The organism is Bradyrhizobium sp. USDA 3240, assembly GCF_054063295.1.
On record NZ_JBSSGD010000002.1, the window covers coordinates 6,557,821 to 6,583,892 of the forward strand.

Here is a 26,072-nt window from a genome sequence, read left to right on the forward strand (position 1 = left end):
TATTAAAAGATGGTTTCAATTGTCGTGATTCGGCGCGCACATGGTGTCGAACCCGTAATCACCCGTGGCGAATGGACGGAACGTGGTGAACGGATGGAAAACAACCGCCCTGCGGTTGCGCTTTCGGGGGCCGGCCGTTACATCGGCGGCAGCAAAATTTCCTTTAAATCGGATCAATTCCAGGGACAGCGGATGGCTCGCCAGTTCATCTATTTCATGCAGGGTCTGACCAAGGCGTATCCGACCCGCAAGGTGCTCGATAACATCCATCTGAGCTTCTATCCGGACGCCAAGATCGGCGTGCTCGGCGTCAACGGCTCGGGCAAGTCGACGCTGCTCAAGATCATGGCCGGCCTCGACAAGGAATATAACGGCGAGGCCTGGGTCGCCGAGGGCGCCCGCGTCGGCTATCTCGAGCAGGAGCCGCACCTCGATCCCGCACTCAACGTCCGTGAGAACGTCATGCTCGGCGTCGCCAAGCAGAAGGCGATCCTCGACCGCTACAACGAGCTCGCGGTCAATTATTCGGACGAGACCGCCGACGAGATGACCAAGCTGCAGGACGAGATCGAGGCGCAGGGCCTGTGGGATCTCGACAGCAAGGTCGACCAGGCGATGGACGCGCTGCGCTGCCCGCCGGACGATGCCGATGTCACAAAGCTGTCGGGCGGTGAGCGCCGCCGCGTCGCACTGTGCCGCCTGTTGCTCGACCAGCCGGAATTGCTGCTGCTGGACGAACCGACCAACCATCTCGACGCCGAGTCGGTGTCATGGCTCGAAGGCCATCTGCGCAACTATCCCGGCGCGATCCTGATCGTGACCCACGATCGCTACTTCCTCGACAATGTCACGAGCTGGATCCTCGAGCTCGACCGCGGCCGCGGCATTCCCTACGAGGGCAACTACTCGTCCTGGCTGGTGCAGAAGCAGAAGCGGCTAGAGCAGGAGGGCCGCGAAGACGCCGCCCACCAGAAGACGTTGGCACGCGAACAGGAGTGGATTGCGTCGTCCCCCAAGGCACGCCAGGCCAAGTCGAAGGCGCGCTATCAGCGCTATGAGGACCTGCTGAAGCAGGCCAGCGAAAAGCAGACCCAGACCGCGCAGATCACGATTCCGGTCGCCGAGCGTCTCGGCCAGAACGTGGTGGACTTCGAAGGCCTCAGCAAGGGTTTTGGCGACCGCATGCTGATCGACGATCTCACCTTCAAGCTGCCGCCGGGCGGCATCGTCGGTGTGATCGGTGCCAACGGCGCCGGCAAGACCACGCTGTTCAGGATGATCACCAAGCAGGAGGAGCCCGACAAGGGCTCCATCACCGTCGGCGAGAGCGTGCATCTCGGCTATGTCGACCAGTCGCGCGACGCGCTCGACGGCAAGAAGACGGTGTGGGAGGAGATCTCAGGCAATAACGAGCTGATCCTGCTCGGCAAGAAGGAAGTCAACTCGCGCGGCTATTGCTCGTCGTTCAACTTCAAGGGCGCCGACCAGCAGAAGAAGGTCGGCGCGCTGTCGGGCGGTGAACGCAACCGCGTGCATCTCGCCAAGATGCTGAAGTCGGGCGCCAACGTGCTGCTGCTCGACGAGCCGACCAACGACCTCGACGTCGACACGCTGCGTGCGCTAGAGGAGGCGCTGGAGGATTTCGCCGGTTGCGCCGTCATCATCAGCCATGATCGCTGGTTCCTCGACCGCATCGCGACCCACATCCTGGCCTTCGAAGGCGACAGCCATGTCGAATGGTTCGAGGGCAACTTCCAGGATTACGAAAAGGACAAGATGCGCCGGCTCGGCCAGGACAGCATCATTCCGCACCGCGTGAAGTACAAGAAGCTGACGCGCTGATCGGTCAAAGCAGTCGAACGCGGCCATCGCGCCGCGTTCGACTGTTCCTCTTTGCAGGATCATGACGGCATCGCGGCGCAAATCTGCGGCCAGTTGTCGCTTTTCAAGCGCGCGGGATTGCGTAGATAGAGCGCTCCGCAATTTCTCAATTCCGCGAGCACCCCGACATGTCCGCACTATCAGACGCGCCCGCCCGCTCCAAGGGCCGGTCGCTGCGTCCCGTTCCCATGCTGATCTTCGGATCGCGCTGGCTGCAATTGCCGCTCTATGTCGGCCTGATCATCGCCCAGGGCGTCTATGTCGTGCTGTTCCTGAAGGAGCTGTGGCACCTGTTCGCCCATGCCTTCGATTTCAGCGAGCAGCAGATCATGCTGGCCGTCCTCGGCCTGATCGACGTCGTCATGATCTCGAACCTCTTGGTGATGGTGATCGTCGGCGGCTATGAGACCTTCGTGTCGCGCCTCAATCTGCAGGGACATCCGGATGAGCCGGAATGGCTCAGCCACGTCAACGCCAGCGTGCTGAAGATCAAGCTGGCGATGGCGATCATCGGCATCTCCTCGATCCACTTGCTGCGCACCTTCATCGAGGCCGGCGCGCTGTCGTCCGGCAAGAGCACGTATACCGAGACCGGCGTGATGTGGCAGACCATCATCCACTGCGTCTTCATCCTGTCGGCCATCGGCATCGCCCTCGTCGACAAGCTGTCGAACGACTCGATCGAGGGGGCCAAGCAGCAGGGTGGGCACTAGCCGGGACAACGAGCAATGGCTGGCGCGGCGTCATCGCGCGGCGCGCTGGCCAAACAATGCCGGCGCGGATCTTCCGAGCCATTCGGGGATCTGCGCCGCGCCGCGCGGAAATCCGCGGGCCATGGCAAGGATGAACGCGGTCTGCCAGACGCCGAACAGCACCAGCCAGCCCAGCAAGGTCGGCAGCCTGACGATCGCACCGTAAATGGTTCCGGCCGCGATGGCTGCGATCCAGGTCACCACGACGCTGTCGATCCGCCTGAACGCCGGGTTGGTCAGGAGCACGCCGAGAATGGTGATCGCTCCGCCCACCGCGCCGCCGATGCCGCCGATCAGATAACCCATCAACGGATTGTTGCCGAGCGTCTCGGTGATCTGGGCCGGGCTCGCGGCATTGCCGTCGACCGGGACGGTCTTCGCGTATTGGCCGAGCGCCTGAAGCGTGACGGCGCTGGCATCATAGGCCGCGATCCATGCCGCGGTCGTGATGGCGACTACCAGCGCCAGCTGAAACCGGTCCTTGGCGCCGAACACGACATTGCAGGCGGCGATCGCCGCGCCGAAGATGACCCCTGGCAGGATCGTGATCCCGCCCGCGTCTGAGACGACGAACGAATATTGCAGGACGTTGAGCGCATAGGTCGCGACCAGGCTGCACACGACGGCGGACGCAAGCGCCAGCACGAGGAAAGGCAAATTCGGTCGGCCGCGCGACTGCGCGCTCTCGGCCGCCAGCATGCGGCCCACCGCGGCCCGCGTCTCGGCGGCGGCACTGCCCTGCGGCTCCAGGATCGTGACCGCCTTGAGATAGGCCGGGACCTGGTCGAGCGGAGTCGGCGCCATCATCACCGGCAGCACGCGGTTGCTCGGGTTCGGCCATTTGGCTCGGGCAAAGGCGAGCTCGCTCAAGGTGTAGCGTCCCTTGGTCACCGATTCCGGGCTGATCAGGAACACCATGAAATCGCTGCTTTCGATGGCTTTTTCGACGCGCGCATCGAAGCTGTCGCCCGGCGGGAGATCGTCGTGCGAAAAGAAAACGTCGTGGTCGCAATTGCGCAGCGACTGAGCGATGTTGTCAGCCTGCGACTCCAATTCGGAGGGAAACGACAAAAAATATGCGCATGGCAAAACTTACCACCCAGAATTGAATTCTGACATTGCCGAATCCACGTTGCAATGCCTGTTTCCGCCAGTGTGCTGAATGCGAAGTTCGTGCGATTTCGCGGCAGCCGCTTTCACGAACTTCGCATTCATAAAGCACACTGGAATCATAAGTTTGCTAGTGTCCTTATCGAATCCGAAGTTCGATCCGAAGGTGCGGCGAATGATATTCGGATTCGGGACACCAGGTGAGATCGATCATGAAATGGCCAGCCACCATCGTCGCATGCGCGGTGCTGCTATGTGCGCCGCTGCAACGGCCCGCATACGCCGCCGACGCCGCGTTCACCCAGTTCATCTCCTCGCTGTGGCCGGAAGCCAAGGCGGCCGGCGTGTCGCGCGAAACCTTCGATCGCGAGACGCGCGGGCTCGAGCCCGACTACAAGCTGCCTGACCTGATCCTTCCCGGACGCCCGAAGACCGGCGCGCCGGCGCAGGCCGAGTTCGTGCAGGTGCCGGCCGACTACATCAAGGAAGCCTCGATCGCGCGGCTCGCCACCGAGGGGCAGCGGCTGTTGCAGAAGTATCGTCCGTCGCTCGACGCGATCGAGAAGCGGTTCGGCGTTCCCCCCACCATCGTGCTGGCGATCTGGGGCCGCGAGACCGACTACGGCCGCTATTCGCTGCCCTACGACACGCTGCGCGTGGTGGCGACGCAGGCCTATGTCGGCCGCCGCAAGGATCAGTACCGCACCGAGTTCATCCTCGCACTGAAGATCCTCGGCGAGGGCGCCGTGACGCGCAAGGAGCTGCGCTCGTCGTGGGCGGGGGCGACCGGCTACACCCAGTTCCTACCGTCGGAATATTACAAGCACGGCGTCGACCTCGACGGCGACGGCAAGGTGGACATCTGGCACTCGGTGCCGGACGCGCTCGCCTCCGCCGCGCAACAGCTCGTCAACAAGGGCTGGCAGCCCGGGGTGCGCTGGGCCTACGAGGTCACAGCACCCGCCAATGCCGATTGCACAATCGGCGTGCCCGAAGTGACAAAGCCGATCAGCCAGTGGCTGCGGGCAGGCTTCGTGCCGGTGCGCGGCGCGAGGCTCAGCGCCACCGAGCAGGCGCAGTCGGCCTCGCTGCTGCAGCCCGAAGGCAGCTACGGTCCGGCCTTCCTGACCACGCCGAACTACTTCGTGATCAAGGAATACAATTTCTCCGATCTCTACGTGCTGTTCGTCGGCCATCTCGCCGACCGCATGACGAGCCCGCAGCCGTTTGCGACGCCATGGTCGGCGTCGAAGCAGCTGCGCTCCGCCGATGTCGAGGCGATGCAGCAGCAGCTGACGAAGATCGGTCTCTACAAGGACAAGCTCGACGGCAAGGCCGGGATGCAGACCCGCGCCGCGCTCGGCGCCTATCAGAAGCAGGCCGGGCTCAAGGTCGATTGCTGGCCGAGCGAGGCAGTGCTGCGCGCGATGAACGGGCAGCGCTGACCGTCAGGCCTGCCTGGTGACGAAAACAAAAACCCGGCCGCGAGGCCGGGTTTTCGAGTGTGATGCTGATAGCGTCGATCGATCAGTCGCAAACCTGGATGCGACGGAAGCGCCAGCCGTAGCCGTCCCAGAAGCGCTCACGAACCCAGCGGCACGGAGCTTCTTCGACGTAGGTCGGTGCCGGTGCAACATAGACCGGAGCGGGACGGGCGCCTGCGATCGCGCCGCCGAGCAGGGCGCCGCCGATCAGGCCACCGGCAACGCCGGCCGCGATGGCCCCGCCGTCACCAGCCTTGGCAGCCGGAGCAACCGCCAGCGAACCGGCAAGCGTGGTAACGGCGACAAGGGCAGCTAAAGTCTTCTTCATGTCTTTGGCTCTCCTGGAAGATGGTGGCGTCGTGGTTCGGCGCCAGGTTTTAGGTGACTCACACGCTGATCTCGAACTGCTGTCTTGCTAAACAGCGCAGAACAGTCAACCGAAAGTAAACGTCGGCAGGCTCATCGCGCAGAAAAGCGGTTTTTTCTGGCCTTCTACAGCAGATGTCCCGGACAAACAGTCGGTTTTCCGGGACATCTGGTTCGAATTAATCGAGATGAACGGCGATCAATCGCAAACGCGGACTCGACGAACGCGCCAGCTGTAGCCGTCCCAGAACCGCTGGCGCTGCCAGAAGCAATCGGGACCGTAACCGGGCTCGGCGACATAGGCCGGACCGGGCGCGTAGTAGCCATAGCCCGGACCGTAATAGCCGTTCTGCGAAGCGATCGCGCCACCGACGATGGCGCCACCGATCAATCCCGCAGCGACGCCAGCGGCGACACCGCGTTGTGCCTGGGCGGGGGCGGGCACCGCCACAGCCGAAACCGCCAGAGTGGCGGCGGCGCAAAGCGCCAGCAATGTCTTCTTCATGACCTCACCTTTCTCACGGGAGCAGGGACAGCGTACGTGGGCGATCTGTCTCGCCCTGAGGGTTCCATATTCCGCTTGAATGATCAATGAACGACGCTGCCGTATTCGCGTCCAAATGCTTGCAGCTTTTGGCATATCTTGCAACGCACAAGCTCGTAGCCGCAGTGAGCCGGTGCGTTTTGCGATGGAAGCCGGGATTGGCCCGGTAGACTGGCCTGACGGGTCTCTTATTCCCGAAAGGCGGGGCCAACCGATTTAGATTCATTCCAATATGAATCCCGCATCAGTTTGGAATTGCTACAAGAACGGCTTTTTCCTTTTGCATCCGGCCGGGGTCGACAATATCCATATTGGCGAGCATCACCCGTTGGACCCGCCTCATCTGATGATTGTCTGTTCCTGTAACGTCCTCAGCGACCACGATGTCCGCAATGCCGTTAATGGCGGCGAGTCTGTGACACGAAGCGCAAAGCAGATTTATGGCTGCCTCGGCTGTAGCGCCGAATGCGGCCGCTGCGCGCGCACCATCAAGGCGATCATCGACGAGGCGCTTGGCCCTTGCGCCAAGGCCTGCTGCTCGGGTTGTCCCCACAGCGGCCATCCGCACGCCGCCAACGAAGACGCCGAGCCGGCCGAATTCGCGCTCGCGGCCTGCTAGGGCATTTTCGGTTCTGATCCACGCAGAACCGTAGCTTTCCCGTTTCAATGCGCTTTCGTCACACGGTCCGGCTGCCGCGTCGCCGGAAACGCTCTGCCTCCGCAAATCCCCCAAATCCGGTTATCCACGCGCTGCTTCCGCGAAGGGTTGCTCTCACCGGCAATCTGATTTAGAAGCGTTCTAAATTCAGTGCTGGCCGGTTTTGGCCGCGACAGGTGGAGTGGATCATGCAAGGCGACCCGAAGGTCATCGATTATCTGAACAAGGGGCTGCGCAGCGAACTGACCGCCATCAATCAGTATTGGCTGCACTACCGGATGCTCAACAATTGGGGCCTCCTGGAGATGGCCAAGGTCTGGCGTAAGGAGTCCATCGAGGAGATGGAGCACGCCGACAAATTCGTCGACCGCATCCTGTTCCTCGACGGCTTCCCGAACCTGCAGGTGCTCGATCCCCTGAAGATCGGCCAGGACGTCAAGGAGATCATCGAGTGTGACCTGGCTGCCGAGATCGGCGCCCGCACGCTCTACCAGGAGGCGGCGACCTACTGCCACGGTGTCAAGGACTATGTCAGCCGCGACCTGTTCGAGAGGCTGATGAAGGACGAGGAAGACCACATCGACTTCCTCGAGACCCAGCTCGACCTGATCAAGCGCATCGGTCTTGAGCTCTACACCCAGAAGCACGTCGGTCATCTGAAGGGCGAGGAGTCCTGATCGACGTCGCGCTGATTGAAGCGCGTCTGCAAAAATGCGAGAGGCCGTCCTTGCGGGCGGCCTCTTTCGTTTTCGCGATCCGGATCGAGCGATCGGTCAGTAGCAGCGGGTGATGTTGATGGTGCGATCGCCGTCGCGGCCGGGCACTGTCACGCTCTCGGTGGGGCAGCTCGACACATAGGGGCGATCCGACGGCACCACGGCCGGCGGATAGCGATGCGCCCAATCCCAGGGCACGTCCTGGGTGTAGGTGTAGCGAACGTCGTTCGACGCCGGGGCCGGGACCGCGGCGGCGAAGGGGACATCCGCCGCGCCATCATAGTATCCGCCTGCGTCCGGCAACACGATGCCGGGCGCGCGCACATGATGACGGAAGGCTGGATGGTGCGCGGAAAACGTGCCGCGCGGCGCCGTTCCGGATCTTGCATAGGTCGCGGTCGAGGAAGCGAGCAGCACCGCTGCAACGCCAAGGGACGCCATCAGCGCCCCATATGTTCGATCAGTCATGGCCGGCACCAACTCGCGGTTACGGAGCATTGTGCAGACGCTAGGCCGCGCCCGAGGGCGCCCGCAAACTCATCCTTAATTATTGGTTAAAAAGTAAGGTTAACAGGAGGTATCTGTTTCAAATTGGCGCGACTGCGCGGCGGCGCCTCAGACCGCGTCCGCCGGAACGAAGCAGCTGATGATGATGTTGCCGCGGTGGTGCACGTACCACACCACGGCCTCGCCGACCGGATTGCCGCGATCGCGGATGATCGCGCGCTCCGGCACCATCATCCATTCGCCCTCGATCGGCACCCAATAGGCGCCGCCCCGAACGTCATAGCTCGTGCGATGGCCGTCGGAGATATCGCAGCACGGCACGCCGTTCGGCGCGATCACGCTCTTGAACCAGGCGCGGATATCTGATGGCACGTTGTCGTATTGGCCGTTGTCGAACGCCACCGCTGCGCCCGCCGTCATGGCGAGCCACGCAAGCATCGCGCCATGCGTGAGCCTTCGCATCGCATCCCTCCGCGACAGCCTTGTGCGTGACACGCGCGCATCGTCTCGCGCGCGAATCCGATGTTGGTGCAATTAGGCACGAACCGCGCACGAGATGCATGCCCAAAGAATCAGCGAGACAGCGCTGTTGTCCGTGATGCAGTGCGGGATCGCCGCGCTCAGGCGGGTTTCTTCGCGCGTGCCTTCTTCGCAGGCTTTGCCGCGATATTGTCGCGGGCCATTGTGAGCACGCTGCGCAACGTGACCTGATCGGCTTTGGCGAGCCGGACATTGGTGCTGCCGCTCTTGCCCCAGCCGCCCGGCACCGGCCGGAAGATGTCCGGCTCGGCCTCGACCACCACAGCCTGCTGCTCCGGCGTCAGCTTCACCATGCCCCAATCCTTGTCGGGATAGCCGAGCGTTGCGAAGATGCGGTTGCCGACGCGGAAGTCGGCGGTGCCGTGATGCGCGCCCTCGATCACCTCGGGCAGGCTCAGCGCGACATTGCGGAAGCGACTTGCGGACATCGCCTCGATACCGATCGCTACATCGTGTGTTGCGGCGCCGTCTGCAGCAGCTCCTGCAACTGCCTGGCATAGAATTTGGCATCGCCGGTCGTGAGGTGGCCGCGGGTCTCGCTGCTCGCCGGAATCAGATCAATCTTGCCGTTCTTGATCCGCTTCACCGCCGCCTCGGTGACGCCGGTCTCCGGCGGATTGCGCTCATCGTCGGCCGCGTTGATCGCAAGCAGGGTGGCCACGATCTTCTCCAGTCCCGCCGACGGATCGTAGTCGTGCGAGGCTTCCCATTGATAGATGTAATCATTGGCGTCTGCGGTGACCGGCAATGCCAGCTGGTCGTCGACCATCTTGTCGGCTTGCGGCGCTGACGGCGCCAGCGTCTGGTAGCCGAGCGTGCCGCCGGCGCTCGCGAAGCGATAGGCGGCGATGGCGTATTTCATCATTCTCGGCTGGCTGGTGTAGTTGCCGCCATTGTAGTCGGGATCGTTGCGGATTGTTTCCAGCATCGTCCGGCGCAGGATCCAGTTGCGCGCCGCCATCGCCGTCGGTTGCGAAGCCATCGGCACCAGGGTGTCCATCATCTGCGGATAGCGCACGCCCCAGATCCAGGTGTGCATGCCGCCCATCGAATTGCCGATCACGAGCCGCAGGTGCTTGATGCCGAGCCCTTCGGTGACCAGCCGGTACTGTGCATCGACCATGTCGTTGTAGTCGTATCTTGGAAAGCTGGTCCGCATCGCATCCGACGGCTTCGACGATTTGCCGTGCCCGATGCCGTCGGGGATGATGATGTAGTATTTTGTCGCGTCGAGCGGCTGACCCGGGCCGAACAGCTGGCCGGCAAAGCTCGGCGTCAGCATGCTGGCCGCCGAGCCGCCGGAGCCGTGCAGCACCAGCACCGGCTGCCCGGTCGGCGCGCCGACCGTGGTGTAGTGCAGCCGTAGCTCCGGCATCACCTCGCCGCTGTGGAACTTGAAGTCCTTTGCGATCCACTCGCCATCCTGCGGTGTGGGATAATCTGCAGCCATGGCCGGTACCGACATCGAAACGAAAGCGGCCGCAAGCGCCGCGCACCAACGGAACATCATGCTTCTTCCCATGCACGGCATGTTTGTCCAGCCGCTCAGGCGCAGGTCTAGCATGACGCAAAGCGTTGTCCGAGCGCTGCGCCGCGTGGCTGGCGAAGATGTGTTCAGCTCGCCCTCAGCACGTTCAGCGCATACCATCCCCAATAGACACGGTGACGCTGGATCAGGCCATCCTTGATCTCCATGACCTCGACGAGATCCATCTGATCGCCGTCCGGAGACTGGCGCGGATATTCCCAGGTGAGAATTCGGCCGTCGCTGAAGAAGCCTTGCTTGAAGCGCCGTCGCTGCGGCGGGTTGGTGCGGAACACGCGCGTGATGAACTCGCGCAGCGCCTCGCGGCCCCGCACGATCCCGTCCTTGGTCTGCATCAGATGCTGGACCAGCGGGCTTTCGATCGAGGCATCGGGCGCATAAAGCGCCAACGCTGCCTCGAGGTCCTTGTTGCCGAGGGCCTCGTCCCAGAGTTTGTAGATGCGTTCCGCGTCGGTATTGTCGGCTGCCATGATTGTTCCCTGTGTTCGTCCGATGGCGCCGATTTGATCGGAAGAGGCCGTCGCGACGTTTCAGGTAAAACTGAAATGAGTTTCACGGCACGGTGAATGCGGATAGGACGTTGTTGCGCGATCCGGAGGACGATGTGGTGAGATCATCCCAATCCGTGCAGACGGGATTTTCGCGGATCGCCGAGGCATTGGGCGATCCGGTGCGCGAGGCCATGGTCAGCGCGCTGGCCGACGGCAAGGCGCTGCCGGCCGGCGAGCTCGCTGCGGTGGCCGGCATTTCGCCGCAAGGCGCCAGTGCGCATCTGCAGAAGCTGGTCGATGCGCGCGTGCTGTCGGTATGGGCCCAGGGCCGCTTCAGATATTACCGGATCAGGGACGATGATGTCGCGGCGCTGATCGAGAACCTGGTCGATCTTGCAACGAAGGCCACTGCCGGGCGCAAGCGCGCGATGCCCGCCGAGCAGCTCAGGCAATCGCGCACCTGCTACCATCATCTGGCGGGCCAGCTCGGCGTGCTGCTGTCGAATGCGCTGGTGCGCCGCCGCCTCGTCATCATCGAGGGCCGCGATGGTCGCGTGACGGAGCAGGGGCTGGCCTGGTGCCGCGCCGAAGAGATCGATTTCGATCCGGCGCGGCAGCCGCATCTGCGGCTCTGCAATGACTGGACCGAGCGCGTGCCGCATCTCGCCGGTCCGTTCGCCAATGCCGTGCTGGCGCGGCTGGTCGCGATGCGCGGCGTTGCGCCGCATCGGATTCCGCGCGCGCTGCGGATCACGGACCAGGGGCGGGCGTTCTTCGACCGGCTCGGCGTGCAGGTTCCGTTCTGAACCCGCGCACGGTGCTAGCGGCCGTCCTCGACCTCGGTCTCCGGGCGGTCATTGCCGGAGGCGGTTTCGGTCAGCCATTTGCCGTCCGACGTCTCGTACTGGATCGCCTCGGTGCGCCCGGGAACGCGCTGCTCATTGGCGGCGCGCCGGGCGGCGGCAAGCGCCGCGGCATGGGTTGGAAACGGTTCCGAGAACACTCCGTTGACGGTATAGGCCCAGCCGCCATCGTGCTGGACAACCTTGTAGATCACGTGGCTCATCCGGAACCTCGTTTCCATCGTGGACGATGAGGCTGCCAGAATAGACCACGATGTCGTATTTTGCAGCAGCCGATCGTCTTTGAGACGCAAGCCCCGAGGTGCGGGCGAGGGAGACTGACATGTGCCGCAATATCAAGACGCTGTTCAACTTCGAGCCGCCCGCCACCGAGGACGAGATCCACGCTTCCGCGCTGCAATTCGTGCGTAAATTGTCCGGCTTCAACAAGCCGTCGCAGGCCAATGAGGCCGCCTTCAACCTTGCCGTGACCGAGGTCTCGGCCGCCGCGCGCAGGCTGCTGATCTCGTTGCAGACCACGTCGCCGGCGCGCGATCGCGAGATCGAGGCGGAGAAGGCGAGGGAGCGCTCGCGGCTGCGCTTCGGCTGAGGCCAGGCTGAGGCTCGCGCATTCCGTGATGCAGGTCACGGTGTGGCGCCTTGCCTCCAGGCATCATGGCCGTTCACCCCGGTCCCGGAGCAAACGCCATGAAGCCTGCCGCCCTGCTCACATTGTGCTCGATTGCGTTCGCCGTGCTCTGGACCTGCGGCATGCTGTGGTCGAGCGGCACGATCGACCTCGCCAACATCGTCATCCTGTCGGCCTGCGGGGCGTTCGCGGGTGTTGCCTGGTACTACGCGATGCGCTGGGTCTTCCAGCTCATGCAGCTCGGCCGGCCGTCCGATCCTCCGGCCAATCCGGGCGCGGAGCGCTGAGCATCGAGCGCGCTGAGCATCGAGCGCGACACGGATTTCGCTGGCCGTGTCGCTGCGCTATGACAAGAAGGGTTACTTCTTGTCCTTCTTGCGGTGCTTCTTCTTTTTCTTGTGGTCGTCGTCCTCGTCGTCATCCTCAGCGAAATCGATCGCGTCGACGTCAAGGGCGATCGCCTCGGCTGCCGCGCGCTCGGCGGCATCGCGCTCGGCGAGTTCTGCGGCTTCGCGCTCCTTGGTGCGCTTGTAGTCTTCCCAGGCGTCGAAGATCATGTGCAGCCACGGCATCACTTGCTCGATCGACGGCAATTGGCCGGGCGGGCCGGCTTCACCACGCGGGCCGGCCGAACCCTGCGGGCCCTGTTGACCAGCTTCGCCGCGCGGACCCTGCACGCCGGCCTTGCCTTGCGCCCCCGGCTTGCCCTGGGGGCCGGCCTTTCCGACCACACCGGCCTTGCCTTGCGGACCCGGCTTGCCGCGCGCACCTTCCGGCCCCGGTCGCCCCGGATGTCCCTGCGGTCCGGGCTTTCCCGGCTCGCCCTGACGGCCCTGCGGCCCCTGCGCCCCTCGTGACCCCTGGCGGGAAACTGTCTCGTCAGCCACTGCTATGCTCCGTCGCGATTTGAAGCCGCTTGTAACAGAGGTTGGAGCACGGCTTCAATTCTGCCCGCCAGCGCCGATGCAAGCGATCAACAGTCATAATTCCGTGCGCATATGACAGCGGAGGGCGCGTTGCGGGTTCTGGAGGGCATGTACCGCGAAGCCGCGGGCGAACCGCAACCGCTCGACATCGTCGTGACGCGGCACGATGTGCTTGACGAAGCGGCCTTTCGCAGCACGGGTGTGCTCGAGCTCTATGAGGAGCTGTTTCCTGCCAGCGAGCGCGACAGCGCGGACGACATCGTGCGTTGGCTGTTGTCGGATGATGTCGGCGAACGGCGTCACTTCAGCGTCGGCGGCCACGAGATGTCCTATCGTCTTGACTCGCGCTGCTTCATCCTGCGCGCCGGCGCCACGCGCGCGGTTGGGCTCGGCTTCTTCACCTACGATCACGCAAGCGAGCTGATCTTCTGCAACCACGTCGGCATCGCGCAGGCGTGGCGCGGCGGCGGCCTGGCGCGCGCGTTCTATCGCGAGATGGTCGCCATGCTCGATGGACTGTTTCCGCGCAACATTGGCGTGGTGCTCGAGGTCGAGCCATTCGATCGCGATCGTCTCGACGCGATGATCGCCGATCTCGAGCGGACCGGCAGGCGGCCGCTCGCGGCGGATGAGCAGGACGAGGTCCGCCGATTGCTGCGCGTCAACTGGTACGACAGGCTCGACTACTCGGCGTTCTGCGACGTGCGCACAATGCGGCCACTCGCGTGCCGCTCGCCATGTCTTGATCCGTCGCTGCCGTCAGCGGATTGGGCCGGCGGAGAGGAGAGCTACTGGCTGATGTGGCAGGCGCGGCCCGGCGCGCCCTCGGTGGAGATCCGCGCAGGTCGGCTCTGGCATAGCGCTGTCAGGGCGATCCATGTCGAGATCCTCGCAAAATCCCTGGTCGCGCCGGATCCGAACGGCCGGCGCGACTATTGGGATTATGCGACCGCACTGGTGGGTCAGACGCTGCAACGGACTGCGACGACCGACGTGCATCTCGCACCCTGCCTCGGCGAGGACGACAGAGTGTTGTTGTCGCGCTGGCGGCGTCTTGCGATCGATCTGCCGATCTGATTCCTACGCCGCGGCGTGCTCGCTGTGCGGCACGTCGATGCCGTCGGCCGAATATTCGCGGATCTTGTTCCGCAAGGTCCGGACCGACAGTCCGAGCACGCGCGCGGCACGCGTGCGGTTGCCGTCGCAGCGTGCGAGCGTTTGCAGCACCAGTTCGCGCTCGACTTCATCGACGGTCGCGCCGATCAGCAATGGGACGATTTCATTTGGAGCCAGCGACGGCAGCAGTGCTTCCGGCGACGGTACGGTGGACGCGTAAGACATGAACTCCTCCCGATCAACGCCCGCCTCGTCGATGAGGCGGAGACATCGAGAAACCAACTACCCCGTAGATCCACGGTGTGCCGGTTTGGTTAACAATTCCTTAACGCGCCGCTAACTCCCTGCTTTGTAAGCAAAATACCCAGAAATCGCCACGATTGCGGTTCCATCGGTCACAGTGTCCGGTAGCCGCCATCGACCATCACGATCGACCCCGAGACATAGGCCGAGAGGTCCGAGGCGAGGAAGATCGCGGGACCGACGATGTCCTCCGGCTTGCCGGCGCGGCCGAGCGGGGTGTGGTCCATGAAGACTTTCACGAGGTCGGGATTGGAGGCGCGCACCTTCTCGTTCAGCGGCGTCTCGATGAAGCCGGGCCCGATCGCGTTGACGCGCACGCCGTCCTTGCCGAGCTCGGCGGCCAATGCCTTGGTGAAGCCGAGCACGCCGTGCTTGGAGGCGGTGTAGGCCGGCGAGCTCGGCGTGCGCAGATGCACGAAGGACTGGATCGAACCGATATTGACGATGCGTCCCTTATTTTTGCGCAGCGGGGCGAGGAACGAATGCGTCACGTTGAAGACGCCGGTGAGATTGATCGAGATGATGTCTTCCCAATCCTTGATCACGGCCTCGTCGGCGCCGAGCATGCCGTTGCGGCGCGCGATGCCGGCATTGTTGACCAGGATCGAGACGGGTCCGACCTTGTCGGCGATTTGCTTCGCCATCGCGATACAGGCGTCGAGATTGGTCACGTCGAGCGCAAAGCTCTCCGCGTTGCCGCCGGCGTCGCGGATCTCCTTGGCCGCCTCCGCCGCGGCATCGCCGTTCATGTCGAGCAGCACCACGCGCGCACCCTCGCGGCCGTAGCCCGCGGCGATGGCACGGCCGATGCCTGAGCCTGCACCCGTGATGACGGCGATGTGATTGTCGAGAAGAGCCATGGTGTTTCCTCGTTCTGATTTATGAGCGTTGCCGACAACACTATTCAAAACTGCGCCAACCGAAACGCCAAGCCGCGTTTGCGCGTTGCTGTTATCCGGATTCGGATGACAGTACGGACCGATCATGGACCCGAATATCAGACACTGGAAAGGTGCGATCGAGCGCTTCTGCGCTGCGCCTGATCCCGACTATCGCGAAATGGCCAGGATGATCGCCGAGATCGCCACCACCGACATCGACGACACGCTGCGGCATGCGGCCGCACAGGTGCTGCCGATCCTGCGCCAGGCGGCGCTGAAATCAGCCGACCGCCGCACCCGATCGATGGCGCTGCGCCGTCTCGGTATCGTCAGCGACGCGTTGCACATGCTGTCCGCGCCGCAGTTCGGCCGGCGTGGCCTGACGCCGAAGGCGCTGACGCAGGAAGAGCGTTACCGGCAATTGCTTGGCTTGCCGTTCGGCCGCCGCCTCGCCGCGACCGAGGTCCATCAGGCGTTCAAGCGCGCCGCCAAGACGGTGCATCCCGACGGTGGCGGCAACGGCCCCGCATTCCTCGAACTCGCCGCCGCGCGTGATGCGCTGATCAAGCACCACTGACGCGCGATCGCGTGCGGCTGACAGCACGAGGGCGGACGCCGCGCCGTTGTCGCGTGTCCGCCCTGTGCGTCGTCGGGGAGGCGCTCAGAACGAGCAGGTGCCGTTGTTGAGGAGGCCGGTCTTGTAGCTGAACGCGGCGTCGAAGGTCGGCAGCTCCTCGCTGACGACGGCGAAGTTCGCGGGCCACGGCGTGGTCAGAACGCTCTGGTCCCATATCTGGCAGAAGCCGGTGTCTTGCCAACGGATCAGATGATAGGGCGTGGCGCTGGCCGGGCTTGCCGCAGCAAGCACGGACACAGTGGCGGCCATGGCGGCACAGGCAATCGCAAGACGACGCATGGGAAATCTCCGGTTTGAAAAAGTGAATGCTCCGCGGGGAAATCCTGGAGCTCAGGGGCCGATCGCCCCGGACATGCAGTGAGTGTTGCAACCCCGGGAACAGGTTCAACGCGGTTCCCGCGGGCATTACCGTCACCAATGGACGCCTGCTGTGCCAAATTGCGCCTGACGACGCGCTTGCTACAGTCGGCCCATTGCGATTCGCGCTGGCGCCGCAACGTGAGCAAATCGACGTGAGCAAATCCCGGGGAGACCGCACATGAAACTTTCATCCACCCTTCGCGCCGCGCTGGTCGCACTGATGGCCTTCACGGGCCTCGCGTTCTCCACTGCCGCGCGTGCCGACAGCGGCTTCGTGACGCTCACGATCTACAAGGCCGGATGGTTCATCGGCGGCTCCGGCGGCAGCGGCGTGCTGACGTTCCGCGGCCGCTCCTATCGGCTCTCCACCGGCGGCCTCGACTACGGCCTGGTGTTCGGCGGCTCCAAGACCGTGCTGCGCGGCCGCGTCAGCAACATCAATCGTCCGTCCGACGTTGCCGGCGTCTACGGCGCGGCCGGCGCGGGCCTTGCCGTCGGGCGCGGCGCGCGCGCGATCGTGCTGACCAATCAGAAGGGCGCGGTGCTTGAGCTGACCGGTCACCAGGTCGGCCTGATGGCGAACGCCGATCTGAGCGGCCTTGCGATCACGATGCGGTAGAGTTGACGGTGTGGAGCGGCGCGAGCGACAGCTGATCGTCGAGCCGGAATCAGACCATCCCCGTCATCCTGAGGAGGCCGCAACGCGGCCGTCTCGAAGGATGAATCGGCCACCAGCGGGGCCGTCGATCCTTCGAGGCTCGCTTCGCTCGCACCTCAGGATGACGGGGGCTTGAGCGCTATCGCCCCGTCCGATTCCATCGGAATGGAAATGGCTCTAGGGGCCAGCGCGCCTGCGTGATTTCGGAATATTGGAAATGTATCCGTGAGTTGCCCGACGTGTCAACTCGGGCGCCGGCCACCGCCGGCTACTGTGCATGGGGTTGTTTTCGATATTTTGTCTAGCCGATGGCGCGAGCCGCCTCGGTCCAGGCCGGGACGGCGCGGCATTCACCTGAACAGATGCAGCGCTGCGTACTGCAGCAGCATGATGGTCTTGCAGTCGACGATGCGGCCATCGCTGATCATGGCGAGCGCGTCGTCGATCGCAAGCTCCAGCACCTCGATGTCCTCGCCCTCGTCGGCGAGCCCGCCGCCATCGCCGACGCGCATCGTGGCGTCGTATTCGGCGACGAAGAAATGCAGCTTCTCGGTCACCGCACCTGGCGTCATGAAGGCTTCGAACACCTTGCGCACATGCGCGAGCCGGTAGCCGATCTCTTCCTCCGCCTCGGCGCGAATGCGTGCCTCCGGCGCGGCATCGTCAAGCATGCCGGCGGCGGCCTCGATCAGGAGATCGTCATAGCCGTTGGCGAAGGCGGGATAGCGGAACTGGCGCACCAGCACCACGGTGCGGGTCTTGAGATTGTAGGGCAACAGCGCCGCGCCATTGCCGCGGTCATACACCTCGCGCACCTGGGTCTGCCATTCGCCGTTGCTGCGGCGGTAGTCGAATGTCGCGCTCTTCAGCTCGTAGCGGCGCTTCGACAGTAGCTGGACGTCCTTGACGCGGACGCGGTCGGCGATGCTCATGCGTAATCCTTCAATTCCATCACGACGTCGCTTCGCGGCCGTCGAGCCATTTAGCGAGCATTACCGAGGTCGATTCCTCATAGCCGAGCGATTGGTAGAATGCGCCGGCCTTGGCGTTCTCCCGCCGCACCAGCAATTGCAGCTTCGGCACGCCCGCCTGGCGCAGCCAGTCCTCGGCCGCCGCCATCATGGTGCGGCCAAGCCCCTTGCCCTGGCTGCTCGGATCGACGGCAACGTAATAGACCCAGCCGCGATGACCGTCGTGACCGACCATCGCGGTCGCCACGATCGAGTCCGGGCTGCGGCCGACAAGGATGGCGGAGCTCGGTCCGCGCCGTGCCAGCGCGATGTCGGCAGCCGGATCGTTCCACGGCCGGGTCAGGCCGCACGCCTGCCACAGCGCGACGACAGCGGCGACGTCGGCGTCGGTGATCTCTGCAATGACGAGGGAGGAGGGCATTGTCGCCTGCACGGTCACAGCACCTTGCCCGGATTCATGATGCCGAGCGGATCGAGCATCGCCTTGACCTGCCGCATCAGCTCGATCGCGACCTTGTCCTTGACGTCGGGCAGCTCGTCGCGCTTGAGCACGCCGATGCCGTGCTCGGCCGAGATCGAGCCGCCCATCCGCAGCACGATCTCGAACACGACGGCGTTGACGTCGTGCCAACGCGCCAGGAAGTCGGCCGCATTGGCGCCGACCGGCTGGCTGACGTTGTAGTGGATGTTGCCGTCGCCGAGATGGCCGAACGGCACCGGCCGCGCGCCAGGGATCAGCTTCACGACCGCTGCATTGGCCTCCGCGATGAAGGCGGGCACGGCTGCGACCGGCACCGAGATGTCGTGCTTGATCGAGCCGCCCTCCGGCTTCTGCGCCGCCGACATCTCGTCGCGCAGTTTCCAGAACGCCTGGCGCTGGCTCAAATTGGTTGCGATGACAGCGTCGTCGACGATGCCGTCTTCCATGCCCTGGGCGAGGATCGCCTCGAGCGCGTCGCGGGCATCGTCGCGCGATGACGACAGTTCCATCAGCACGTACCAGGGGTGCTTGCTCTCCAAGGGATCGCGGATATCGATGCCGTGGCGGATCGAGAAATCGACCGCGATGTCGGCGAGCAATTCGAAGCTCGTCAGGCTGCCGGCCGCCTCGTTACGCGAGATCGACAGCAGCTTCAACGCCGCCGCCGGCGACTTCAGGCCGACATAGGCGGTCTCGACCACGCGCGGCTTCGGAAACAGTTTCAACGTTGCGGCGGTGATGATGCCGAGCGTGCCTTCGGCGCCGATGAAGAGGTTGCGCAGATCGTAACCGGTGTTGTCCTTCTTCAGCTTGGACAAGGCGTTGAGCACGCGGCCATCCGCGAGCACGACCTCGACGCCGAGGGCCATCTCGCGCGCCACGCCATAGGCGAGCGCTCCGGTGCCGCCGGCATTGGTCGAGAGGTTACCGCCGATGGTGCAACTGCCCTCGGCGCCGAGCGACAGCGGAAACAGCCGGTCGGCGTCGGCTGCCTTCTGCTGCGCGATTTGCAGCACCACGCCGGCCTCGCAGGTCATGGTGTTGGATTCGACATCGATGTCGCGGATCTTGTCGAGGCGCCGCAGCGACACGACGACCTCGCCATTATGCGGCGTCTGGCCGCCGACGAGGCCCGTGTTGCCGCCCTGCGGCACCAGCGCGATCCCGTGCTCGCTCGCGAGCTTGCAGATCGCGGCGACTTCGGCGGTCGAGCCGGGACGCAGCACCAGCGGCGAGCGGCCGTGAAACAGGTCACGCTCCTCGGTGACGTAAGGCTCGATGTCGGCGGCATCGGTCACGGCATATTTGTCGCCGACGATGGCGCGGAATTTCGCAAGCAATTCGGGCGGGAGCGGCGGCACCGCTGATTGGACGATGTTCATTTCTTCTTGGTCTTTCACTCAGTCGGGATCTTTATTTGGGCATGACCTCTGCGCAAACGCTTGGCGTCTGACGCGGGGAAAACCGGCTCGCACTCTTCCGGGTCATGCTTGTTACCGCCCAACCGCTGCGCGGCGCAGCCGGTCATTGATGGCTTCGCCCAACCCGTCCTCGGGTATGGGCATCACTGCGATAGCATCTGCGTTTCTTGTGTCGAGCGTGCGAAGGTAGCCGAACAGGTTGGCGGCAGCTTCGGCGAGATCGCCGCGCTCGGACAGGTTCATCTCCACTGAGGCGCATTCGCGCCGCCCGACCTTGACCGGCCCGAACGACAGCAAGGCTTCACCGACATGGACGTCGCTGGCATTGAGCCGGACCGGCGTCCGCGGCGCATAATGCGAGGCCAGCATGCCCGGGGCGATCGGCTGAGCGTCGCCTTCCGTTTCGGGCGGCGGCGATTGCAGCGGATGGCCGAGCACGCGCTCGATCTCGGCGCGCGTCAGCCCGCCCGGCCGCAGCAGCACCGGATCGGAGAAGCAGCCGACGATGGTGGATTCGACGCCGACCTCGACCGGGCCGCCGTCGACGATCATGTCGATCCGGCCCGCCAGGTCGCCGTTCACATGCTCGGCCGTCGTGGGCGAGACATGGCCGGAGAGATTGGCCGATGGCGCTACCACAGCACCGCCGAAGGCCTTGATGATGTCGCGCGCCACCTTGTGGGCCGGAATGCGGATCGCGACCGTATCGAGCCCAGCGGTCGCGAGTTCGGCGACCGGGCAGGAGAGCGCCTTCGGCAGCACCAGGGTGAGGGGGCCGGGCCAGAACGCTTCGGCCAATCGCAAGGCCTGCCCGTCGAACAGGGCGATCCGGCGCGCCGCGCCCAGATCGGCGACATGGGCAATCAGTGGATTGAAGGCCGGCCTGCCCTTGGCCTGGTAGAGCCGGGCGATCGCGGCGGCGTTGCCGGCGTCGGCGCCGAGGCCATAAACCGTCTCGGTTGGAAACGCTACCAGGCCGCCCTCGGCCAGAACCCCGGCCGCGGTCGCCGTGGCGGCGGCGCCAGCGGGCAAAACGTGCGTTTTCAGGCCTGTATCCACTGTGACTCAATTCCTCAATTGGGTGCCTTGTGGTCCCTTGCGGTCCCCGAAACGCGACGCTATAAGCCGGCCTCTTAGTCGGAGTGTGGCTCAGCCCGGTAGAGCACTGCGTTCGGGACGCAGGGGTCGCAGGTTCGAATCCTGCCACTCCGACCATCTTTCCAAGCACTTATAGTTTCTGCGTTTTTTGTGTGCAACGAAATGCGCATCGATTTGCGGCGCGGCAGCCATGTCCGTCGATTCGATTCGACGCCGCTCGGAACCTGACACGCGACGATTGTTGGGCGCGAGGGTAAAGGCGCCTGACGTGATGTTGCGTAGCACGTCACCAAGCACCAGAAGGCCTCCCGTCGGATCTCTCAGCCGATCCTGGCCGACATCAAAGCACGAATAGCCCGCGGCGAGTAGTGCTCAACGTGCCGTCGCAAATGCTGACATTGCGCTTCTCAGGGGTTGCCGACCTCGAAGGCCAGCAGAACGTTGCCGGGCAGGCCGCCCCATTGCGCGTAGCCGGAATTGACATACAGCATGCCGTCGACGACGACCGCGCCGGGGCCGTCCATGGCGCCGCCACGGGCCGGGACGCCATTCACCGTGGCGTAGTCGCGCGCGGTGTCGATCTCCCAAAGCAGCCGTGCATCATCGGTGGCGTAGGCGCGCAGGAAGCCGCTCACGCCGCCCGAGAACACGACGCCCGGAATGAGGGTGACCGCGGCGGACAGCGCAGGACTGCACTGTGGGCGATCGCCACAGGCAACCGGCGCCACCTGCATCGCGATTTTCCCGGTCGCAAGATCGAGGCCGAACAGGCCGCCGCCTTCGCTTGAATTGAGACGCCTCGAACCGTCCCTCAGGAACCGCACGTCGGAATTGGCGACATAGATTCGGTCCTGGTCCGCGGCGGAGCCCCACTCGGTTCCGCCCAATGGGCCGCCTTGGCCGATCCGCGTCTGCCACAGGATCTTGCCCTCATGGTCGGGATCGAGTGCATGCACCACGCCGGATTTCTGGCCGATGACCAGCTCGCGTTGTCCGTTATGCAACGTCACGAGGATGGGCGATTGTCCGAAGTCGTGGTCGGGGCCGCGGTCCTGCGGACAGTTGCTCTGGTCGGTGCCGAAGCACGCCACGACGAAGCTGTCCTTGGGCGTGGCCTGCTGATGCCAAAGCATTTTGCCGGTCGCGAGATCGAACGCGAGGATGGCATCGCTGGTGTCGGTTGCCGGGTCGGCATAGCTGTTCGACGTCGCGAGATAGAGCGCCTGGCGCTGAGCATCGATCGTCGGCGCGGACCAGACCGACGCGCCGGCCGGCCCGAACAGCTGGGTCCCGATCGCGTTGGTCCGCGTGGGATGCGGCGCTTCAGAGATGGTGTAGGTCTTCCAGATCTGCGCACCGGTTTCGGCCTTCAGTGCCACGACGCTGCCGCGAAACGTGCAGCATTGGTAGGTCGGCCGAGATCCCGTGGCCTCTTCGATCGATGACACCCCGACATAGACAACGCCGGAATAGAAGGTCGGCGCACCGGTGATCCGCGCGGCCGGATGATCCTCGACCTTGCTCTTCCAGATCAACGCGCCGGTCGTCGCATTCACCGCGTAGACGTTGGCGAGCACATCGCCGAAGACGATGGCGGATTGGCCATTTTCCATCGGGACAAGACTGATGGCCGCCCTGACCGGCGCCTCGGTCGGATACACCCAGCGGGTGCATCCGGATTTGGCGTCGAGGGCATGGACCTTGCGATCGCCGCCGCCGACGAACAGCAAGCCGCCGATGACCGTCGGCTGGGCGTAGGCAGCGGACGTGCCAGGAAACCCGAAGGACCATTTCAGACGTAGCCGCGGGACCTGGTCTGGCGTAAGGCCGGCCATGGCCGCCGGCTGAAACCGGCTGTTGTTGAGATCCGCGCCCCAGCCGTTCCATCGTGGCCCGTCGATCGGTTGCGGGAAACCGGCCTCGCTCTGCGCGCATTGGCCTGCACTGTCGGCCGACGCATGCGAGGCGGCCTTGCCGGTGACGAGTGAAGCGATCGCCGCCCGCTCGTCATTGGTCAGTCCCTGCGCGAAGGACGACATCGCGCCGGTGGTGATCGCACCCAGAACTTCATCGAACGACTTCGATTGCAGCGCGGTGCGGCTCGGCGCGCGAATATCGGTGTTGGTGCTGTCGTGGCACTGCGCACAGCGCTGCGCGTAGAGGGCGGCACCGCCTTGCTGCGCAGTCGCAGGAAGGCACGACCAGATCAGGACGACGGCAATCGCAGCACTCAGTTTCATCGCGGTTCACCGGCGTTGGCTTTGATGAGATGAGCGACTGAAGCGTAGCACAACCTGCCGGCTTCCATCGCGCGTGGGAGGCCGGCGGCGTGTGCCGGGCAGGGCCGAACCTGATCGCGGCCGGCCGCCCCCAATTGGAGCGCCTGACGGCGTGATCTCCCATTGACAGGCCGCCTGATGTGATAGAATTATAACACAATAAGTTGCAAAAATAACAAGATGTCATCATCGCATCAGCGCTCCGCGCGGCGATGGGAGGAAAATGGAATTGTCCGGTTCGATCGCGGCAGAGCCTCAGCCGTCGGCGTCGCTTTTGACGGTCGGTGGCATCAACAAGCGCTTTGGCGGCGTGCGCGCGCTGCGCGACGTCAACCTCGAGGTCGTGTCCGGCGAGGTGCACGCGCTGCTGGGCGAGAACGGCGCCGGAAAATCCACGCTGATCAAGATCCTCAGCGGCGTTCATGCCGCCGACAGTGGCATCATCGAGATTGCCGGCAGGCCGGCGACGTTCGACAGCCCGGCACGATCGCGCGAGGCGGGGATCGCCGTCGTCTATCAGGACCTCAGTCTCGTCGAATCCCTGAGCGTCGCCGACAATCTGCTGCTTGGCCGCGAGCCCCGCGCGCGGTTCGGCTTCGTCCGCAAGCGCGAACTGATGGCCAGGGCCGAAGCGTTCCTGGGTGAGCTCGGCATTCCCCTCGATACCAAAGCGACGGTCGGCTCGCTGCCGTTCGCCTACCGCCAGATGACGGAGATCGCCAAGGCGTTGATGGGCGAGGTGCGGCTCTTGATCCTCGATGAGCCGACATCCTCGCTGACGTCGGACGAGGTCCGCATCCTGTTCGATGCGATCGGCAAGGCGACGCGCCGCGGCGTCGGCGTGATCTACGTGACCCATCGTCTCAACGAGGTGTTCGAGATTTCGCAGCGTGTCACGGTGCTGCGCGATGGCGCCAATGCCGGCACGTTCGTCACCGCCGATACCGACATGAAGCGGCTGGTGAACGCCATCATCGGAACCGATCGATTGGCGCCGGCAGCGTCGCGTGCCACGCCCGCGGCGGCGCGTTCGTTCGATTCATCGCCGGTTCTGTCGCTGTCGGGTGTGTCGAATGACCGGCTGTCGGCCGTCGACTTGTCGGTAATGAAGGGGGAGATCCACGGCCTTGCCGGATTGATCGGCAGCGGACGTACCGAGATTCTGGAGACCATCTTCGGACTTCGGCCGGCGGAAAGCGGCACGCTCGAGATCGAGGGCCGGCCATGGCTGCCGAAGAGCGCGGCGGATGCAATCGACCAGGGCGTCGCACTGGTGCCGGAGGATCGGCACGTGCAAGGCCTGGTCCTCGACCATTCGATCGAACGCAACATCACCTTGCCGCGGATTCCGCATTTCTCACGCTGGGGCTTCATGCAGCAACGCGCTGCCTTCAGGCGTGCGGACGCTGCGGTCGCGCGGCTTTCCGTGAAGGCGCAAGGCGCTTCCAGCCTGGTCAGGACATTGTCCGGCGGCAACCAGCAGAAGGTCGTGTTCGGAAAATGGAACGATCCGCGGCCGCGCGTGCTGCTGCTGGACGAGCCGACGGTCGGCGTCGACGTCGGCGCACGCGAGGAAATCTACGGCGTGATCCGCAATGCCGCCCGCGACGGCAGCGGCGTCCTGATCGTCTCCTCGGATCTCGTCGAATTGATCGAGCTCTGCGACCGCATCTCGGTGATCGTCGACGGACGCGTGGCGCGAACGCTTGTGCGCGGCGAGATCGTTGATGCCGAAGAGCTCCATCATCTGCTGCAAACATACCAGGCCTCCGGAGAAGGCGTATTGCAAGAGCTGCCCGCATGACCGAACTGACCGCGCCCAATGTCGTCGCCTCGTCGACCCGAACCGATCGTCGCCGCAAGCTGCTGCAAAATCTGCTGCGGGGCGAGCGGCCCTACATGCTGTACCTCGCCTTCGTCGTACTGCTGGTCGTGTTCAGCCTGTCATCGCCCTGGTTCCTGTCGGTCGACAATTTCCTCAATATCGGACGCCAGACCACGCTGGTGTCGATCATCGCGGTCGGCATGACATTCGTGATCATCGCTCGTCAGATCGATCTGTCGGTCGCATCGACATTGGCGCTGTCGGGCATGGCCGCGGCGCTCGCCATGAGCCAGATCAACAACAGCTGGGTCGTCGGCGCGATTGCCGGGCTCGGCACCGGCGCGCTGGTCGGGCTGCTCAACGGCATCCTGACCACGCAGCTGTCGATCCCGTCGTTCCTGGTGACACTCGGCTCGCTGAGCATGGCGCGAGGGTTGGCGATGATGGTGACCAACACCAAGCCGGTCATCATCACCAACGAGACATACTTTGCGATCTTCGGCGAAGGTACGTTCCTCGGCATCCCCGTTCCCATCGCCTGGACGCTGGTGGCGATGATCGTCGGCATCCTGCTGCTGCACTACAACGTGTTCGGCCGTCGTATCTATGCGGTCGGCGGCAACCCGACCGCGGCGCTCTATTCCGGCATCAACACCAAATGGGTGACGACCGCGGCCTTTGTGCTGACCGGCGCGCTGGCCGGGCTTGCGGCGCTGGTGCTGTCCGCGCGCTCGCATGCCGCGCGGCCCGACGTCGTGCAGGGCATGGAGCTCGACGTCATCGCCGCCGTGATCCTCGGCGGCTGCAGCCTGTTCGGCGGGCGCGGCTACATCCTTGGAACGCTGTTTGGCAGCCTCATCATCGGCACGCTCAACAACGGCCTCGTGCTACTCGGCGTCAGCTCGCCGATGCAGCTCGTCATCAAGGGAGCGATCATTGTGGCCGCGGTCGCCTTCACGAAACGCTAGAGCACGATCCGGGAAATTGTAGGGGCAAGGTCGCCGGCCTCCGGTCAATCGGCGACCAAAAA

31 protein-coding genes and 1 tRNA gene are annotated in these 26,072 nt (G+C 64.3%); 14 read left to right on the forward strand and 18 right to left on the reverse strand.

All coding sequences use genetic code 11. From position 1 onward, the window contains the following. The first annotated feature begins 192 nt into the window (after positions 1-192). The gene (gene ettA, locus ACVIGA_RS31720; protein ID WP_223969335.1) at positions 193-1,842 is read left to right on the forward strand and encodes an energy-dependent translational throttle protein EttA; all 1,650 of its coding nucleotides are present in this window, start codon (positions 193-195) and stop codon (positions 1,840-1,842) included. Between the two features lie 167 nt (positions 1,843-2,009). Beyond that, complete coding sequence (locus ACVIGA_RS31725) at positions 2,010-2,594, forward strand: TIGR00645 family protein (RefSeq protein ID WP_375776449.1); 585 nt, start codon at positions 2,010-2,012, stop codon at positions 2,592-2,594. A gap of 30 nt (positions 2,595-2,624) precedes the next feature. Here ACVIGA_RS31725 and ACVIGA_RS31730 read toward each other — a convergent pair whose 3' ends face one another. After that, positions 2,625-3,704, reverse strand: a complete 1,080-nt coding sequence (locus ACVIGA_RS31730; RefSeq protein ID WP_456669086.1) for a toll/interleukin-1 receptor domain-containing protein — start codon at positions 3,702-3,704, stop codon at positions 2,625-2,627. 251 nt (positions 3,705-3,955) lie between these two features. On the opposite strand from ACVIGA_RS31730, the gene ACVIGA_RS31735 reads away from it, so the two are divergent. Beyond that, the gene (locus ACVIGA_RS31735; RefSeq protein WP_456669087.1) at positions 3,956-5,188 is read left to right on the forward strand and encodes a lytic murein transglycosylase; all 1,233 of its coding nucleotides are present in this window, start codon (positions 3,956-3,958) and stop codon (positions 5,186-5,188) included. A gap of 82 nt (positions 5,189-5,270) precedes the next feature. Here the strand turns inward: ACVIGA_RS31735 and ACVIGA_RS31740 are convergent, their stop codons facing one another. Together ACVIGA_RS31740 and ACVIGA_RS31745 are read right to left on the reverse strand one after the other, a co-directional pair. After that, the gene (locus ACVIGA_RS31740) at positions 5,271-5,555 is read right to left on the reverse strand and encodes a hypothetical protein (protein WP_212311628.1); all 285 of its coding nucleotides are present in this window, start codon (positions 5,553-5,555) and stop codon (positions 5,271-5,273) included. Positions 5,556-5,792: 237 nt separating this feature from the next. Further along, a complete protein-coding gene (locus ACVIGA_RS31745; protein WP_456669088.1) occupies positions 5,793-6,098 on the reverse strand; it encodes a hypothetical protein in 306 nt (101 codons plus the stop codon). A 385-nt stretch (positions 6,099-6,483) separates the two neighbouring features. Between ACVIGA_RS31745 and ACVIGA_RS31750 the strand changes: the two genes are divergently transcribed. Together ACVIGA_RS31750 and bfr are read left to right on the forward strand one after the other, a co-directional pair. Continuing rightward, positions 6,484-6,756 (forward strand): (2Fe-2S)-binding protein, encoded by a 273-nt coding sequence (locus tag ACVIGA_RS31750; protein ID WP_456670932.1) that lies wholly within the window; start codon positions 6,484-6,486, stop codon positions 6,754-6,756. A 227-nt stretch (positions 6,757-6,983) separates the two neighbouring features. After that, on the forward strand, positions 6,984-7,472 hold the full coding sequence (bfr, locus tag ACVIGA_RS31755; protein WP_163155403.1) for a bacterioferritin: 489 nt from the start codon (positions 6,984-6,986) through the stop codon (positions 7,470-7,472). A gap of 96 nt (positions 7,473-7,568) precedes the next feature. Here bfr and ACVIGA_RS31760 read toward each other — a convergent pair whose 3' ends face one another. The 5 genes from ACVIGA_RS31760 to ACVIGA_RS31780 all read right to left on the reverse strand — a co-directional run bounded on the left by ACVIGA_RS31760 (position 7,569) and on the right by ACVIGA_RS31780 (position 10,574). Then, the gene (locus ACVIGA_RS31760) at positions 7,569-7,979 is read right to left on the reverse strand and encodes a hypothetical protein (protein WP_456669089.1); all 411 of its coding nucleotides are present in this window, start codon (positions 7,977-7,979) and stop codon (positions 7,569-7,571) included. A gap of 147 nt (positions 7,980-8,126) precedes the next feature. After that, the gene (locus tag ACVIGA_RS31765) at positions 8,127-8,480 is read right to left on the reverse strand and encodes a hypothetical protein (RefSeq protein WP_456669090.1); all 354 of its coding nucleotides are present in this window, start codon (positions 8,478-8,480) and stop codon (positions 8,127-8,129) included. Positions 8,481-8,638: 158 nt separating this feature from the next. Then, on the reverse strand, positions 8,639-8,986 hold the full coding sequence (locus ACVIGA_RS31770) for an MmcQ/YjbR family DNA-binding protein (protein ID WP_456669091.1): 348 nt from the start codon (positions 8,984-8,986) through the stop codon (positions 8,639-8,641). 17 nt (positions 8,987-9,003) lie between these two features. Beyond that, complete coding sequence (locus ACVIGA_RS31775) at positions 9,004-10,065, reverse strand: alpha/beta fold hydrolase (protein WP_456670933.1); 1,062 nt, start codon at positions 10,063-10,065, stop codon at positions 9,004-9,006. A gap of 107 nt (positions 10,066-10,172) precedes the next feature. Then, positions 10,173-10,574: a nuclear transport factor 2 family protein gene (locus tag ACVIGA_RS31780; RefSeq protein ID WP_223969322.1), complete on the reverse strand. Its 402-nt coding sequence runs from the start codon at positions 10,572-10,574 to the stop codon at positions 10,173-10,175. 137 nt (positions 10,575-10,711) lie between these two features. Here ACVIGA_RS31780 and ACVIGA_RS31785 point away from each other — a divergent pair, with 137 nt between their 5' ends. Further along, a complete protein-coding gene (locus ACVIGA_RS31785; RefSeq protein WP_223969320.1) occupies positions 10,712-11,401 on the forward strand; it encodes an ArsR/SmtB family transcription factor in 690 nt (229 codons plus the stop codon). A gap of 14 nt (positions 11,402-11,415) precedes the next feature. On the opposite strand, the gene ACVIGA_RS31790 is transcribed toward ACVIGA_RS31785, so the two are convergent. After that, positions 11,416-11,661, reverse strand: a complete 246-nt coding sequence (locus ACVIGA_RS31790) for a DUF2188 domain-containing protein (RefSeq protein ID WP_016840968.1) — start codon at positions 11,659-11,661, stop codon at positions 11,416-11,418. 119 nt (positions 11,662-11,780) lie between these two features. On the opposite strand from ACVIGA_RS31790, the gene ACVIGA_RS31795 reads away from it, so the two are divergent. Continuing rightward, positions 11,781-12,047: a DUF2277 domain-containing protein gene (locus ACVIGA_RS31795; protein WP_456669092.1), complete on the forward strand. Its 267-nt coding sequence runs from the start codon at positions 11,781-11,783 to the stop codon at positions 12,045-12,047. A 98-nt stretch (positions 12,048-12,145) separates the two neighbouring features. Further along, complete coding sequence (locus ACVIGA_RS31800) at positions 12,146-12,373, forward strand: hypothetical protein (protein ID WP_456669093.1); 228 nt, start codon at positions 12,146-12,148, stop codon at positions 12,371-12,373. A gap of 72 nt (positions 12,374-12,445) precedes the next feature. Here the strand turns inward: ACVIGA_RS31800 and ACVIGA_RS31805 are convergent, their stop codons facing one another. Beyond that, the gene (locus ACVIGA_RS31805; RefSeq protein ID WP_456669094.1) at positions 12,446-12,973 is read right to left on the reverse strand and encodes a collagen-like protein; all 528 of its coding nucleotides are present in this window, start codon (positions 12,971-12,973) and stop codon (positions 12,446-12,448) included. A gap of 129 nt (positions 12,974-13,102) precedes the next feature. Here ACVIGA_RS31805 and ACVIGA_RS31810 point away from each other — a divergent pair, with 129 nt between their 5' ends. Then, positions 13,103-14,089, forward strand: a complete 987-nt coding sequence (locus ACVIGA_RS31810; RefSeq protein ID WP_456669095.1) for a hypothetical protein — start codon at positions 13,103-13,105, stop codon at positions 14,087-14,089. Positions 14,090-14,092: 3 nt separating this feature from the next. Here ACVIGA_RS31810 and ACVIGA_RS31815 read toward each other — a convergent pair whose 3' ends face one another. Continuing rightward, the gene (locus ACVIGA_RS31815; protein WP_021076090.1) at positions 14,093-14,353 is read right to left on the reverse strand and encodes a helix-turn-helix domain-containing protein; all 261 of its coding nucleotides are present in this window, start codon (positions 14,351-14,353) and stop codon (positions 14,093-14,095) included. A 170-nt stretch (positions 14,354-14,523) separates the two neighbouring features. Further along, entirely contained in the window at positions 14,524-15,291 is a 768-nt protein-coding gene (locus ACVIGA_RS31820; protein WP_223969313.1) for an SDR family NAD(P)-dependent oxidoreductase, read from the reverse strand. A 124-nt stretch (positions 15,292-15,415) separates the two neighbouring features. Here ACVIGA_RS31820 and ACVIGA_RS31825 point away from each other — a divergent pair, with 124 nt between their 5' ends. Beyond that, positions 15,416-15,889 (forward strand): hypothetical protein, encoded by a 474-nt coding sequence (locus tag ACVIGA_RS31825; RefSeq protein WP_456669096.1) that lies wholly within the window; start codon positions 15,416-15,418, stop codon positions 15,887-15,889. A gap of 84 nt (positions 15,890-15,973) precedes the next feature. Here ACVIGA_RS31825 and ACVIGA_RS31830 read toward each other — a convergent pair whose 3' ends face one another. Further along, positions 15,974-16,228, reverse strand: coding sequence for a hypothetical protein (locus ACVIGA_RS31830; protein WP_456669097.1), 255 nt, complete (start codon positions 16,226-16,228; stop codon positions 15,974-15,976). A gap of 259 nt (positions 16,229-16,487) precedes the next feature. Between ACVIGA_RS31830 and ACVIGA_RS31835 the strand changes: the two genes are divergently transcribed. After that, a complete protein-coding gene (locus tag ACVIGA_RS31835; RefSeq protein WP_375776436.1) occupies positions 16,488-16,928 on the forward strand; it encodes a lipid-binding SYLF domain-containing protein in 441 nt (146 codons plus the stop codon). A 389-nt stretch (positions 16,929-17,317) separates the two neighbouring features. On the opposite strand, the gene ACVIGA_RS31840 is transcribed toward ACVIGA_RS31835, so the two are convergent. From ACVIGA_RS31840 to ACVIGA_RS31855, 4 genes are all read right to left on the reverse strand, one after another. Then, a complete protein-coding gene (locus tag ACVIGA_RS31840) occupies positions 17,318-17,899 on the reverse strand; it encodes a GDP-mannose pyrophosphatase (protein ID WP_456669098.1) in 582 nt (193 codons plus the stop codon). A 19-nt stretch (positions 17,900-17,918) separates the two neighbouring features. After that, the gene (locus ACVIGA_RS31845; protein ID WP_456669099.1) at positions 17,919-18,359 is read right to left on the reverse strand and encodes a GNAT family acetyltransferase; all 441 of its coding nucleotides are present in this window, start codon (positions 18,357-18,359) and stop codon (positions 17,919-17,921) included. A gap of 14 nt (positions 18,360-18,373) precedes the next feature. Beyond that, the gene (locus ACVIGA_RS31850) at positions 18,374-19,801 is read right to left on the reverse strand and encodes an FAD-binding oxidoreductase (protein WP_456669100.1); all 1,428 of its coding nucleotides are present in this window, start codon (positions 19,799-19,801) and stop codon (positions 18,374-18,376) included. Positions 19,802-19,912: 111 nt separating this feature from the next. Further along, positions 19,913-20,899 carry an L-threonylcarbamoyladenylate synthase gene (locus ACVIGA_RS31855; protein WP_456669101.1) on the reverse strand — a complete coding sequence of 329 codons (987 nt, stop codon included), beginning with the start codon at positions 20,897-20,899 and terminating at the stop codon, positions 19,913-19,915. 79 nt (positions 20,900-20,978) lie between these two features. Between ACVIGA_RS31855 and ACVIGA_RS31860 the strand changes: the two genes are divergently transcribed. After that, positions 20,979-21,055 (forward strand) — tRNA-Pro (locus ACVIGA_RS31860). 290 nt (positions 21,056-21,345) lie between these two features. Here ACVIGA_RS31860 and ACVIGA_RS31865 read toward each other — a convergent pair. Beyond that, positions 21,346-23,178, reverse strand: a complete 1,833-nt coding sequence (locus tag ACVIGA_RS31865; RefSeq protein WP_456669102.1) for an outer membrane protein assembly factor BamB family protein — start codon at positions 23,176-23,178, stop codon at positions 21,346-21,348. A gap of 262 nt (positions 23,179-23,440) precedes the next feature. Here ACVIGA_RS31865 and ACVIGA_RS31870 point away from each other — a divergent pair, with 262 nt between their 5' ends. Beyond that, positions 23,441-25,021: a sugar ABC transporter ATP-binding protein gene (locus tag ACVIGA_RS31870; RefSeq protein ID WP_456669103.1), complete on the forward strand. Its 1,581-nt coding sequence runs from the start codon at positions 23,441-23,443 to the stop codon at positions 25,019-25,021. Next, a complete protein-coding gene (locus tag ACVIGA_RS31875) occupies positions 25,018-26,010 on the forward strand; it encodes an ABC transporter permease (protein ID WP_456669104.1) in 993 nt (330 codons plus the stop codon). The genes ACVIGA_RS31870 and ACVIGA_RS31875 overlap by 4 nt, the downstream gene beginning before the upstream one ends. The last annotated feature ends 62 nt before the right edge of the window (positions 26,011-26,072 follow it).